General features: G+C 65.7%; 10 protein-coding genes. 6 read left to right on the top strand and 4 right to left on the bottom strand.

What is annotated here, in order from left to right:
- Positions 1-28: 28 nt before the first annotated feature.
- Positions 29-712 (top strand): RadC family protein, encoded by a 684-nt coding sequence (gene radC, locus C7I55_RS26285; protein ID WP_199193090.1) that lies wholly within the window; start codon positions 29-31, stop codon positions 710-712.
- A 114-nt stretch (positions 713-826) separates the two neighbouring features.
- On the opposite strand, the gene C7I55_RS26280 is transcribed toward radC, so the two are convergent.
- On the bottom strand, positions 827-1477 hold the full coding sequence (locus tag C7I55_RS26280) for a hypothetical protein (RefSeq protein ID WP_106516030.1): 651 nt from the start codon (positions 1475-1477) through the stop codon (positions 827-829).
- A gap of 207 nt (positions 1478-1684) precedes the next feature.
- Here C7I55_RS26280 and purB point away from each other — a divergent pair, with 207 nt between their 5' ends.
- Both purB and C7I55_RS26270 read left to right on the top strand, forming a co-directional pair.
- Positions 1685-2992, top strand: a complete 1308-nt coding sequence (purB, locus tag C7I55_RS26275; protein WP_106516029.1) for an adenylosuccinate lyase — start codon at positions 1685-1687, stop codon at positions 2990-2992.
- Between the two features lie 196 nt (positions 2993-3188).
- Complete coding sequence (locus C7I55_RS26270) at positions 3189-3887, top strand: glutathione S-transferase N-terminal domain-containing protein (protein WP_106516028.1); 699 nt, start codon at positions 3189-3191, stop codon at positions 3885-3887.
- Positions 3888-3908: 21 nt separating this feature from the next.
- Here C7I55_RS26270 and C7I55_RS26265 read toward each other — a convergent pair whose 3' ends face one another.
- The 3 genes from C7I55_RS26265 to dnaK form a co-directional block, all read right to left on the bottom strand.
- Positions 3909-4847 carry an MBL fold metallo-hydrolase gene (locus tag C7I55_RS26265; protein WP_106516027.1) on the bottom strand — a complete coding sequence of 313 codons (939 nt, stop codon included), beginning with the start codon at positions 4845-4847 and terminating at the stop codon, positions 3909-3911.
- 106 nt (positions 4848-4953) lie between these two features.
- Positions 4954-6069, bottom strand: coding sequence for a molecular chaperone DnaJ (dnaJ, locus tag C7I55_RS26260; RefSeq protein WP_106516026.1), 1116 nt, complete (start codon positions 6067-6069; stop codon positions 4954-4956).
- Positions 6070-6188: 119 nt separating this feature from the next.
- Entirely contained in the window at positions 6189-8117 is a 1929-nt protein-coding gene (gene dnaK / locus C7I55_RS26255; RefSeq protein ID WP_106516025.1) for a molecular chaperone DnaK, read from the bottom strand.
- Between the two features lie 143 nt (positions 8118-8260).
- On the opposite strand from dnaK, the gene C7I55_RS26250 reads away from it, so the two are divergent.
- The 3 genes from C7I55_RS26250 to C7I55_RS26240 all read left to right on the top strand — a co-directional run bounded on the left by C7I55_RS26250 (position 8261) and on the right by C7I55_RS26240 (position 12201).
- Positions 8261-8719 carry a copper chaperone PCu(A)C gene (locus C7I55_RS26250; RefSeq protein WP_158266605.1) on the top strand — a complete coding sequence of 153 codons (459 nt, stop codon included), beginning with the start codon at positions 8261-8263 and terminating at the stop codon, positions 8717-8719.
- Between the two features lie 72 nt (positions 8720-8791).
- Positions 8792-11701 (top strand): M16 family metallopeptidase, encoded by a 2910-nt coding sequence (locus tag C7I55_RS26245; protein ID WP_106516023.1) that lies wholly within the window; start codon positions 8792-8794, stop codon positions 11699-11701.
- A 59-nt stretch (positions 11702-11760) separates the two neighbouring features.
- The gene (locus C7I55_RS26240; protein WP_233222429.1) at positions 11761-12201 is read left to right on the top strand and encodes a PH domain-containing protein; all 441 of its coding nucleotides are present in this window, start codon (positions 11761-11763) and stop codon (positions 12199-12201) included.
- Positions 12202-12640 lie beyond the last annotated feature (439 nt).

The raw sequence follows: 12640 nt of genomic DNA, 5'->3' as shown, positions 1-12640 counted from the left end.
ACCTGTTCCGCGCGCAGCGTTGATGCCGATGGCTGACGATTATCCGGATGCCAGTGGCGATCGCGCACGGCTGCGCAAGCGGCTTCTGGAAGGCGGTCCGGATGCGCTGCTGGACCACGAGATCGTCGAATTCCTGCTCGGCCTGTTCATCCTCCGCCGCGACACCAAGCCGATCGCGCGCAAGTTGATCGATCAGTTCGGCGGCTTTGGCCCACTGATGTCGGCGGATGCCGAGGCGATCCGGCGGGCCGCCGACGTCAGCGAAAGCGCCGCGGGCGCGATCAAGATCGTCCAGGCGGCGACGCTCCGCCTGCTCGAATCGCGTTTTCAGGATGCGCCGGTACTCGGCAGCTGGCAGGCCCTGCTGGATTATCTTCGCGCGGACATGGCCTTCAATCCGGTCGAGCGCGTCCGGGTTCTCTATCTCAACGCCAAGAACATGCTGATACGCAACGTGGCGATGTCGGAAGGCTCGGTCGACGAGGCGGCGGTCTATGTTCGCGAGGTAATTCGGCTGGCGCTCGAATATCACGCCACCGCGATGATCCTGGTCCACAATCACCCAAGCGGCGATCCGTCGCCGAGCCAGCAGGACATTCGCCTCACCCGCGAGATCATCGATGCCGGGCGGCCGCTGCGGATTGCGGTGCACGACCATGTCATCATCGGGTCGAAGGGCCATGCAAGCTTGAGAGCGATGGGCCTGATCTGAGGGAGCGAAAGACTTGGCGACACAAGAAAGGGCGGCCGAAGCCACCCTTTCCCTCGCGTCGCTCCGCCGTCGGAAAACTCCCGGCGGCGAAGGAGTCGGATGACGTGGTCGCCGTCAGCGCCGCGAACGGCCGCGCTGGATGCAGCTGTCGCGCACGGTGCGCGAGCAAACCGGATAATCCCGTGCTTCGCCAGTCGACGTGCTATTGGCCATGCCGGTGCCGGTCTGACCGGTCGTGCCCATCGAGCCGGTCGTTCCCATGGTGCCGGTCGAGCCGGTGGTGCCCATGGTGCCGGTCGAGCCGGTGGTGCCCATGGTGCCGGTCGAACCCGTGGTATCCATCGTGCCGGTCGTCCCCATCGTACCGCTGGTGCCCGTCTGGCCGCTGGTGCCCGTCTGGCCGGTGGAGCCCATCGTTCCGGTCGAGCCGGTGGTGCCCGTCTGCCCGGTGGTCCCGGTCTGGCCGTCCATGGTCGCCGTTCCGCTGCCCTGGGTGGTCATCGTCCCGTGGTTCATGCCCTGATGGCCGGTCGTGCTGCCCTGCGTGCCAAGGCCGGCGCCGGTCGTGCTGCTGGTGGTGCCGCCGCTCGCCTGAGTTCCGACCGAAGCATTAGGATCGGTCGTCTGATCGGCCGCGCTGTCGGTCGACGTCGTGCTGTTGGACGTTGCCGTCTGGCTCGTCGAATTGTTGGACGTGCTCATCGTCTGGGCAAGGGCGGGAACGGCCAACAGCATGGCGCCGCCAAGCAGAATAGATTTCAACATCGTGCTTTCTCCTCTGGTCTTGTCTCGTTCTTCGCGACCGAGATTGCGAGGTGGCCGCGATCGGTACGACAAGAACGACAGGATCGGACGCGCGTTCCGACTCTCACCTGCCGAAGGATCGGATTCGGTGGAAAGCATCGCGCTTCATTGAAGCACAGCCCGGTGCTTGCTAAGCGCGCCGCTCGCCAACGAACACAGGATACGCGCATGATCCCCCGCTACTCGCGGCCGCAGATGACGAGCATCTGGGCACCGGAAACCCGGTTCCGCATCTGGTTCGAGATCGAGGCGCATGCGCTCGACGCGATGGCGGAGCTGGGAATCGTGCCGAAGAGCGCCGCCGACGAAGTCTGGGCCAAGGGCGCATTCGAAGTTGAGCGCATCGATGCGATCGAAGCCGAGGTGAAGCACGACGTCATCGCCTTTTTGACCAATGTCGCGGAGCATGTCGGGCCGGAAGCGCGCTTCCTTCACCAGGGCATGACCAGCTCTGACGTGCTCGACACCTGCCTCGCCGTTCAGCTCGCCCGCGCGTCCGATCTGCTGATCGAGGATCTGGATCGGCTGCTCGAGGTTCTGAAGCGCCGCGCCTACGAGCACAAGCTTACGCCGACGATCGGCCGCAGCCACGGCATCCACGCCGAGCCGGTGACCTTCGGGCTGAAGCTTGCTTTCGCTTATGCCGAGTTCGACCGCTGCCGTGCCCGGCTGGTCGCCGCCCGCGAAGAAATCGCCACCTGCGCAATTTCCGGCGCCGTCGGTACCTTCGCCAACATCGATCCACGGGTCGAGGCGCACGTCGCCGAGAAGATGGGGCTGACCATCGAGCCCATTTCCACCCAGGTGATCCCGCGCGATCGCCATGCCATGTTCTTCGCGACGCTTGGCGTAATCGCCTCGTCGATCGAGCGGCTGGCCACCGAAGTCCGCCACCTCCAGCGGACCGAAGTGCTCGAAGCCGAGGAATATTTCTCGCCGGGCCAGAAGGGCTCGTCGGCGATGCCCCACAAGCGCAACCCGGTGCTGACCGAGAATCTCACCGGGCTCGCCCGCATGGTGCGGGGCTACGTCACACCAGCGCTCGAAAATGTCGCGCTCTGGCACGAGCGCGACATCAGCCATTCGTCGGTCGAGCGCTATATCGGGCCGGATGCGACGGTGACGCTCGATTTCGCCCTCGCTCGTCTCACCGGCGTGATCGACAAGCTGGTCGTCTATCCCGATCGAATGCAGAAGAATCTGGATCGCATGGGCGGCCTGGTCCACTCGCAGCGGGTGCTGCTCGCCCTCACCCAGGCCGGCGCCAGCCGCGAGGATTCGTATCGCCTCGTTCAGCGCAACGCGATGAAGGTGTGGGAATCGGACGGCGCTCTGTCGCTGCTGGAACTGCTGAAGGCCGATCCCGAGGTTTCCGCCCTGCTCACCACCGAGCAGATCGAGGAGCGCTTCGACCTTGGCTACCATCTGAAGCATGTCGACACGATCTTCGGCCGCGTCTTCGGATTGGATGCCTAAACGTCTGACGTACGACTGGGGCTGGAGCATTCCGCGCCACCCCAGCCGACCCCACCCTATTTACCCATCGTCGATCGGCACCAAGGGTCCGTCAGCGCGAAGTTCATCTTGCGGTCGCCACCGTAGCGATTGCCGATGATCCTTCCATTGCGCGGCATCCCTCCTATTTCGGCTGCGTCACGAAGGAGATCCACGCATGGCCGATCTGTCGCACTTTCCGATCACCCGCCGCTGGCCAGCCCGGCATCCTGGCCTGCAGCTTTACTCGCTCAACACGCCGAACGGGGTCAAAGCGTCGATCATGCTCGAAGAAACCGGCCTCCCATACGAGCCGCACCTGATCGACATCGGCCAGAACGAGACCTGGACTCCCGAGTATCTGTCGCTGAACCCGAACGGCAAGATCCCCGCGATCATCGATCCCGACGGGCCCGGCGGCGCTCCGATCGCGCTCTTCGAATCGGGTGCGATCCTGCTCTACCTTGCGGACAAGACCGGCATGTTCATCGCCTCCGATCCAGGTCGACGTTGGGAGACGATCCAGTGGGTGTTCTTCCAGATGGCGGCGATCGGGCCGATGTTCGGCCAGTTGGGCTTCTTCAATCGTTTTGCGGGCAAGGAGATCGAGGACAAGCGGCCGCTTCAGCGATACGTGGCCGAGTCGAAACGGCTGCTCGGCGTGCTCGATACGCGGCTCGAGGGGCGTGACTGGATCATGGATGACTATTCGATCGCCGACATCTCCGCGATCGGCTGGGTCCGCAACCTGATCACCTTTTACGAAGCCCGCGATCTCGTCGAGTTCGATTCGCTGCGCAACGTACCGGCATGGCTCGACCGCGGGCTGGCGCGGCCGGCCGTGCAGCGCGGGCTCGAAATTCCCAAGCGGAGCTAAGCAGCGGCTCCCGATTCCTCGTCAGTGGCGGTGCGTCTTGCCGCCATGGGCATGGGGCGCGCCCTTCGGCGGGCTGCGCAGGCTGGTATAGACCGCCTCGACGAACGCGTCGGGTTTGATGAACCCGTCCGGCATCCCGTAGGCCGCCGCCGGTTTGCTCGCCTGGATCTGGGTGAGACTCCGCTTGGCGGCGATTCCGGCGGCGACCTTGCCGCGAATGGCAATGAGCATGTCGCGATAGGCGGCGAGATCGGTGCGCCGCGCGATCGGACCGTGACCGGGGATGATCCGCGTCTCGTCGTTGGCCATCTTGAGCCCCTTCTCCGCCGCAGCGATGACCCCGTCGATCGATCCGCCCGAGCTCAGATCGATGAACGGGAAGCTGGCGCGGTGGAAGAAGGTGTCGCCCATGTGGAGCACGTTCGCCTTCTGCCAGTGGACGATGGAATCGCCATCGGTGTGGGCATTGCCGACATGGATCACGTGCAGCGTATCGCCGTTGAGATTGAGGTCGACACCTTCCGCAAAGGTGACCACCGGCAGCGCGTCCTTGGGGGACGGCGGGATCTTCATGTTCATCGCGGCGAGGAATTGCTCGGTGGACATCCGCTCGCGGACGTTGCGATGGGCGAGGATCACCGCGCCGGCCTTGCCATGGTCCTCGTTGCCGCCGGTGTGATCGAAATGCCAGTGCGTGTTGACGACGAAGCGCACCGGATCGGGATCCAGGCTGCGGATGGCGGCGAGGATCTTGGGGGTCAGCGGCGCAAACTGATCGTCGACAATGACGTTGCCGTCGACTCCGTGGGAGAGGCCGATATTGCCGCCGGCGCCGAACAGCACCGCAACTCCCGGCGCGATCTGCTCGATCCTGATCTCGACCTTGGAATAATCCGGCTGCTGCGCCGCAGCTGGCGCGGCGAGCGCCAACAGCCCGGCGGTGAAGGTGCGAAGTTGCATGTCATCTCTCCCCTGTCGGGGTGGAGACTAACCCATTCTCGAGACATGCAGAAGAGCGCGCGAGAATCGAACTCCTCCCCGCGAGGAACGCCGGGGAGGCGCTTGATCACCCGTCCCACAAGCTTCTGAGCTTGCCGAAGAAGCTCTTGCTCGCCGGGCATTCGTCGCCGGTCTCGGTCTTGCGGAATTCCTCCAGCAATTCCTTCTGGCGTGACGACAGCTTGGTCGGGGTTTCGACCTCGACCTGGACGACCATGTCGCCATTGCCGCGGCCGGACAGGATCGGCATGCCGGCGCCCCGAATGCGGAGCTGCTTGCCGGACTGGATGCCGGCCGGAATCTTGACCTCGTGGGTGGCCCGGTCGAGCCCCGGGATCTCGATCGTGCCGCCGAGCGCGGCAACGGTGAAGCTCACCGGGCAACGCGCGAACAGGGTCGTGCCCTCGCGCTGGAAGACGCTGTGCCGCGCCAGGTGCACGAAGATGTAGAGATCGCCGTTCGGTCCGCCGCGAACGCCGGCCTCGCCCTCACCCGACAGGCGGATGCGGGTGCCCTCGTCGACTCCAGGCGGAATGCGGACTTCCAGGCTGCGCCGTTTCTCGGCGCGGCCTTCGCCACGGCAGCGATCACAGGGATCGGCGATGACTTCGCCGACTCCTCGGCAGCTCGGGCAGGTGCGCTCGACGACGAAGAAGCCCTGCTGCGCACGCACCTGGCCGCGACCGTGGCACATCGTGCAGGTTCGGGCACTGGTCCCGGACTTGGCGCCGGTGCCTTCGCAGGGCTCGCACTTGACGCTGGTGTCGATCTGCAGCTCGACCTGCTTGCCATGATAGGCGTCCTCGAGACTGATCTCGAGATCGTAGCGCAGGTCCGAACCGCGCAGCACATTGGTGCGGCGATCGGCCTGGCCGTTCATGAACTCGCCGAAAATGTTCTCGAAGATGTCGGAGAAGGATCCGAAATCCTGCGCGCCGCCGCCGCCATGCCCGCCGTTGCGGAAGGCGGCGTGGCCGAAGCGATCATAGGCCGCGCGCTTCTGTGGGTCCTTCAGACAATCATAGGCTTCGCTGACCGACTTGAACCGCGCTTCGCTGTCCTTGCAGCCCGGATTGCGATCCGGGTGGCATTCCATTGCGATGCGTCGGTAGGCGGACTTGATCGTCTTGTCGTCTGCGGTGCGCTCGACCTGGAGCAGCTCGTAATAATCGGTTTCAGTCATGGCGATGGTCCGCAAGGCGCGCCGTCCCCAGGGCGAGACCCCGGGTCCCGGGAAGGACGGCCAAGGCCATCGTCCCCGGGATGCCGGCGTTCACCGGCATGACGGCGCTGCTCACGTTGTTAGCCCTTGTTCTCGTCGTCGACTTCCGAGAACTCGGCATCGACGACTTCCTCGTCGCCACCGGCCTGGGCACCCTGAGCGGCACCGGCACCCGCTTCGGCACCGCCGGCCGCACCGGAGGCCTGCTCTTTCTCGTAGATGGCCTGTCCGAGCTTCATTGCGACCTGCGCGAGCGCTTGGCTCTTCTGCTCCATCTGCTCGGCGTCGCCGCCCTCGATCGCAGTCTTGGTCTCGGCGACCGCAGCCTCGATCTCGGACTTCAGCGACGCGTCGATCTTGTCGCCATGCTCACGCAGCTGCTGCTCGGTCGAATGGACCAAGCTGTCGGCCTTGTTGCGCGATTCCGCGGCGGCGCGGCGCTTCTTGTCCTCTTCGGCGAAGCGCTCGGCTTCCTGGACCATCTTCTCGATGTCGCTGTCGTTGAGACCGCCCGAGGCCTGGATCCGGATCTGCTGCTCCTTGCCGGTGCCGCGATCCTTCGCCGAGACGTTGACGATGCCGTTGGCGTCGATGTCGAAGGTGACTTCGATCTGCGGCACGCCGCGCGGCGCCGGCGGGATTCCGACCAGATCGAACTGGCCGAGCATCTTGTTGTCCGCCGCCATCTCGCGCTCGCCCTGGAAGACGCGGATGGTCACCGCATTCTGATTGTCTTCCGCGGTCGAATAGGTCTGGCTCTTCTTGGTCGGGATCGTCGTGTTGCGGTCGATCATCCGGGTGAACACGCCGCCCAGCGTCTCGATGCCGAGCGAGAGCGGAGTCACGTCGAGCAGCAGCACGTCCTTGACGTCGCCCTGCAGCACGCCGGCCTGGATGGCGGCGCCCATTGCGACGACTTCATCCGGGTTGACGCCGGTGTGCGGCTCCTTGCCGAAGAATTCCTTCACGACGTCGCGGACGCGCGGCATGCGGGTCATGCCGCCGACGAGCACGACTTCGTCGATGTCGCTCGCCTTGACGCCGGCGTCGGCAAGCGCCTTGCGGCACGGCTCGAGCGTGCGCTGAATCAAGTCGCCCACCAGGCGCTCGAGATCGGCGCGGCCGAGCGACTTGACGAGGTGCTTCGGGCCGTTCTGGTCGGCGGTGATGAACGGCAGGTTGATCTCGGTCGTCTGCGCCGACGAGAGTTCGATCTTGGCGCGCTCGGCCGCTTCCTTCAGGCGCTGCAAAGCGAGACGGTCGCCGCGCAGGTCGATGCCTTCCTGCTTTTTGAATTCGTCGGCCAGCCAGTCGACGATCTTGGCGTCGAAATCCTCGCCGCCGAGGAAGGTGTCGCCGTTGGTCGACTTCACCTCGAACACGCCGTCGCCGATTTCCAGCACCGACACGTCGAACGTGCCGCCGCCGAGATCGTAGACCGCGATCGTCTTGCCGTCCTGCTTCTCCAGCCCGTAGGCGAGCGCCGCTGCGGTCGGTTCGTTGATGATGCGCAGAACTTCAAGGCCGGCAATCTGGCCGGCGTCCTTGGTCGCCTGGCGCTGTGCGTCGTTGAAGTAAGCGGGAACGGTGATCACCGCCTGCGTGACGGTCTCGCCGAGATAAGCCTCGGCGGTTTCCTTCATCTTCTGCAGGGTGAAAGCCGAAATCTGCGACGGGCTGTAATCCTTGCCGCCGGCATTCACCCATGCGTCGCCGTTCGGTCCGCGGGAGATCGTGTACGGGACCAGCTCGGTGTCCTTCCTGGTCACGGGATCGTCGAACCGGCGGCCGATCAGGCGCTTCACAGCGAAAATGGTATTGTCGGGATTGGTGACCGCCTGGCGCTTTGCGGGCTGACCGATCAGCCGTTCGCCGTCCTTGGCGAACGCGACGATCGACGGCGTCGTGCGCGCGCCTTCCGCATTTTCCACCACCTTGGGCTTGCCGCCTTCCATGACCGCGACGCAGCTGTTGGTGGTGCCAAGATCGATACCGATAACTTTTGCCATACAGAACCTCTTATGCCCCAATAGAAATCGTTCTCGCCGCGCCCAATCAGGCACGCGACGAGTGTTTCGGGAGCGATATAGGGGCCGTTTCAGGGGCGACAAGAAGCGGATGCGCCCGTAAGGTCGCGAGGATGTTGAAGAAGATGCGGAAAAGCCACAGCCGGCAGGCGATGCTCGGCTTCCTTGCCGTCCTCGCCGCCTGCGACACCAGCCCCAGGGTCGAGGCGGAGGATGCGGTGATCACCCTCCCCGCGCTCGCCGGTCGGCCCGGCGCCGCTTATTTCCGGCTCGAGACCAACCAGGCCGGCGACAGGCTGCTAAGAGTCGAGACCGATGCGGCGGGGCGCGCCGAGCTTCACGAAACGATGACCGCGGGGGGGATGGCGGGGATGGCGCCGCTTGCCAGCGCGCCGTTCGACACCGACGGCACATTGGCATTCACTCCCGGTGGCCGCCACGCCATGCTGTTTGATATGAAGCCGGGGTTCGCGGCCGGATCCAAGGCGAAGATGACCTTCACCTTCGAAAAGGCGCCGCCGCTCACGATCGTCGCTGATGTCCGCGGCCCCGGCCAGGGTTCTGCCGATCATCAAGGCCATTGATTTCCGGCCTGCGGACTCGACAGCGCATTGCGGCACGATAGGCTGGCGGACCGCACGACAGGAACGGACTCGATGAACGTCACTCGTCTGGCAGCAACGGCCATGATGCTCGCCGGCGCAAGCGCGCTGCACGCGGGGGCACCACCCGTGTCGCCCTCGTCGCTCGCGCCCGTCGTCGAAGCGGGGACGATCGAACCGCCCGTGGCGAAGCCGGTCGCCGATCCTGCGGTCGTCGTCCGAACCCTGCCCAACGGCATGCGCTATGCGCTGATGCCAAATTCCGGGCCGCCGGGCGCCGTCTCGATCCGTCTCGCCTTTCGGGTCGGCAGCTACGAGGAGGCCGATGACGAGCGCGGCTTCGCCCACTTCCTCGAGCACATGGCCTTCCGATCGACTCGGAATGCGCCGAACGGGGTGATGGACAACCGTTTCGCATCGTTCGGCGTCACCCTTGGGCAGGACCAGAACGCCTTCACGATGCTCGATGCGACCGTCTATCGTGTCGATCTGCCGGCCGGCGAACAGGACGGCATCCGTCAAGTGCTCGCCTGGCTGCGCGACACCGCCGACGGCGTGGTGTTCACGCCGGCCGCCGTCGATGCCGAGCGCAACGTGCTTGCCGCCGAATTGCGGGCCCGCATGACCCCGCTGGCGCGGGTCCAGAGGCAAACCGCCACGTTCCTCACCCCGGAATTGCGTTCGACAGTGCGCGATCCGGGCGGCACCCCCGAATCCCTGTCCGCCGCGCGCCCCGAGGCGCTCCAGGCTTTCTACCGACGCTGGTACCGGCCCGAAAACGCGATGCTGGTCGTCACCGGCGACATCGATCCGGCGGCCGTTGCAAGGCTTGCGGAGCAGAGCTTCTCGAGCTGGACCGCGTCGGGTCCGGCCCCGCAGCGCCCTGCGCGCCCGAAGGCCCTGAACCCGCGCCCGCTCGAGGCGATCAGCCTCGTCGATCCGTCGCTCCCGGCCAGCATCGCCGCCTGCCGGGCGGCGCTTCCCGATGTCGAGCGAGCGCCCTCGCCCGAGCGGTTGCGCAAGGAGATGCTGTCCGCGCTGTGGCTGCGCATCTTCAACGCGCGCCTGAGCCGCCTTGCCGCCGCGGGCGGAGCCAGCTTCCTCGGCGCCGGCGCGGTGGTCGCCCGCGATGGCCCCGACAGCCGCATGACCTGTATCTTCACCGCGCCGGCAGACGGCCGCTGGCAGGATTCGCTCGCGTCGGTCCAGGCGGAGTTGCAGCGCTTCGTCAAGGACGGGCCGACCGAGCTCGAGGTCAAGGACGCGGTCAACAATGCGGTGGTGACGGCGTGGAGCGCCGCCCGCCAGGCCGCCACCCGCCAGACTCCCGACCTCGCTGACGCGATCGTCGGAGCCGATCTCTCCGGCCGCACCTTCGAGACTCCGATGGGCGCCGCCGATACGGCCGAGGCGCTCACCGCAGGCGTCACCCCCGCCACAGTGAAGGATGCCTTTGCCGCGGACTGGAGCGGCACCGGTCCGCTGATCGCCGCGACCACGCCGGCGGCGATCGCCGAGGAGGCGCTGGTTGCCGCCTGGACGGCCAACGCGGCCGCGAAGCCGCTCGACGTCTACGCCGATCATCAGGCAGCGGTCTGGAATTACTCGAACTTCGGCAGGACCGGGAAGGTCAAGAAACGCGTCCCGTTCCCCGATCCGGGCTTCGTTCGCCTCGTTTACGGCAACGGCGTCATCCTCAACTTCAAGCATACCGATTTCGCCTCCGGCACCGCCGAGGTGCGCGTACGCTTCGGCCATGGCGAGCGTGCCTTCACCGCGCAGACACGCCAGCCGATCGGGTTCGGCGCGGGAATGGTCGCCTCGGGCGGGCTCGGCAAGCTCAGCGCGGCCGAGATCACCGAGGCGCTCGGCACAGGCAGCTGGACCTTCGACCTGATCCCGGAGACGACCTCCTGGGTGATGAGCGGCAGCGCCTTTGCCAGCGACATGCTGCGCGAGATGCAGGTGCTTGCCGCCTTCGTGACCGATCCTGGCTTCAGGCCGCTGATCGACGAGAAGATGCCGACGGTGGTCGACATGGGCTATCGCCTGATGAGGGCGGATCCGGCGGCGGTGGCCAATGATGCATTCGAGGAGGCCCTGTTCCCTGAGCAGCGCAGCTTCCCGCCGCGCGAGGATTTGCTCAAGTGGCGCTCGGCCGACATTGCCCAGGTCCTGAAGCCGGTGCTCGCATCCGCGCCGATCGAGATCACCATCGTCGGCGACATCGCCGAGGACTCTGCCCGGCAGGCGGTCGCCGCAACCTTCGGCGCGCTTCCCAAGCGTGCGTCGCTGCCCGTGCCCAGCGGCCCCGGCCCTTTCCGCCGCTTCCCCGCACGATTGCCGGCACCGGTCACCGGCTATCATGAAGGCGGCGCCGACAAGGCGGCCGCGCTACTGGTCTGGCCGCTTTATGTCGCCAACGTCGCTCGGCGCGACGAGGAATATGCGATCAACCTCGCCGCCGCCATCTTTCGCGACCGGCTGATGCAGCGCGCACGCATCCAGATGGGCAAGACCTACTCGCCGAGCGTCGACACGCAGACGCCCGACGATGCGGATCAGGGTTTCCTCGCGGCCTCGTTCGAGACGACCCCGCAGGATCTCGACGCGCTCGTCGCCGCCGCCGGCGAAATCGCGCAGGATCTCGCCGTCGGCAGCATCACCCAGGACGAGCTCGATCGTGCGCGCCTGCCGATGCTTGCCGATCGCCAGCAGGCGCTGACCCGCAACGAGGCCTGGGCAAGCATACTCTCGCTCTCCTATCGCTATCCCGAAGCGATCGACGAACTCGTCCGCTACCGCGATCAGATGCAGGCGCTGACCCTCGCGGACGTCAAGCGCGCCGCGGCGACCTGGCTCCGCCAGGAGCCGATGATCGCGCGCGCGCTCCCCGATCCGAAACGCTTCGCCACCGAGCGGTCGGCGCCTGCCGGGCCGGCAGGCGCGTTCGAGAAGCACTAGCCGGGTCGGGCAGGCCCGCTATGATAGCTTCGGATCATCCTGGGTCTGAAGGGACAGCCATGCAGCAGATCGACGTCTTCCGCTCATCGACCTGGGGCTGGCTGCGCGGCACGCTGGCAGGATGGGCGACCTTGTTGTCCTGCCTGATCGGCGTCGGCTTCCTGATCATCCTTGTCAAGTGGGTCGAGAACCTCGCCGCGACGTACGAGATCAGCGAGGATCGGCTGGTCATCCGCCGCGGCATCTTCATGAAGAGCATTGACGAAGTGGAGCTGTACCGGATCAAGGACATCCGGATCGACTTCAGCCTGATCAACCAATGGGCGGGCATCGGCACGATCACGATCAATTCCAGCGACGAGACCACCCGCCGCGCTCCACTGGTTATCCCGCACATCGAGGAGGCGCAACGCCGGCGCGAAGCCCTGCGCGCCCTCGTCGATGCCGCCCGCCAACGGCGCCACGTCCGCGAGATTGACATGGCGCACGAGGAATATTGAGCGCGGCTCTGGTGAAAGGCGGTGACGGCGATCCGGCCCGAAAGCTTTCCGACCGGCTCAACACCGTCGTCATTTGCGCATCCGGGATTTGGTCCGGCCCTGCCTGATCTTCTGGCGCCAGGCGCTCGGCATTCTGCCGCCTTTCTACGACGCGCCATCGCGCGGCAGCGATTTGCCCAGTTTGCCGCAGATTCCTTGATCGGCGGGGCCATGTTGCTGCTGCCGAAAGCATATTACCGCACGCGGCGGTTCGAGCACGGCGGCATGTGCCTTTCGCAAGGTCATGACCAACGGCAACCGGATCAACCGCAGGGCTAGAGCATGATCATTTTTCTGTGAATCTGGCAGGGGATTCCCAAAGGGCCTGGATCGTGATTCAAGGTGCTGGCTGGAAGGAGGCCAGCATGGATGACGCGGCCTTATTCAAATGATCTTCGCG

Source organism: Allosphingosinicella deserti, from assembly GCF_003012735.1.
Lineage (GTDB): Bacteria > Pseudomonadota > Alphaproteobacteria > Sphingomonadales > Sphingomonadaceae > Allosphingosinicella > Allosphingosinicella deserti.
This window is presented reverse-complemented; position numbering and strand designations above follow the sequence as displayed.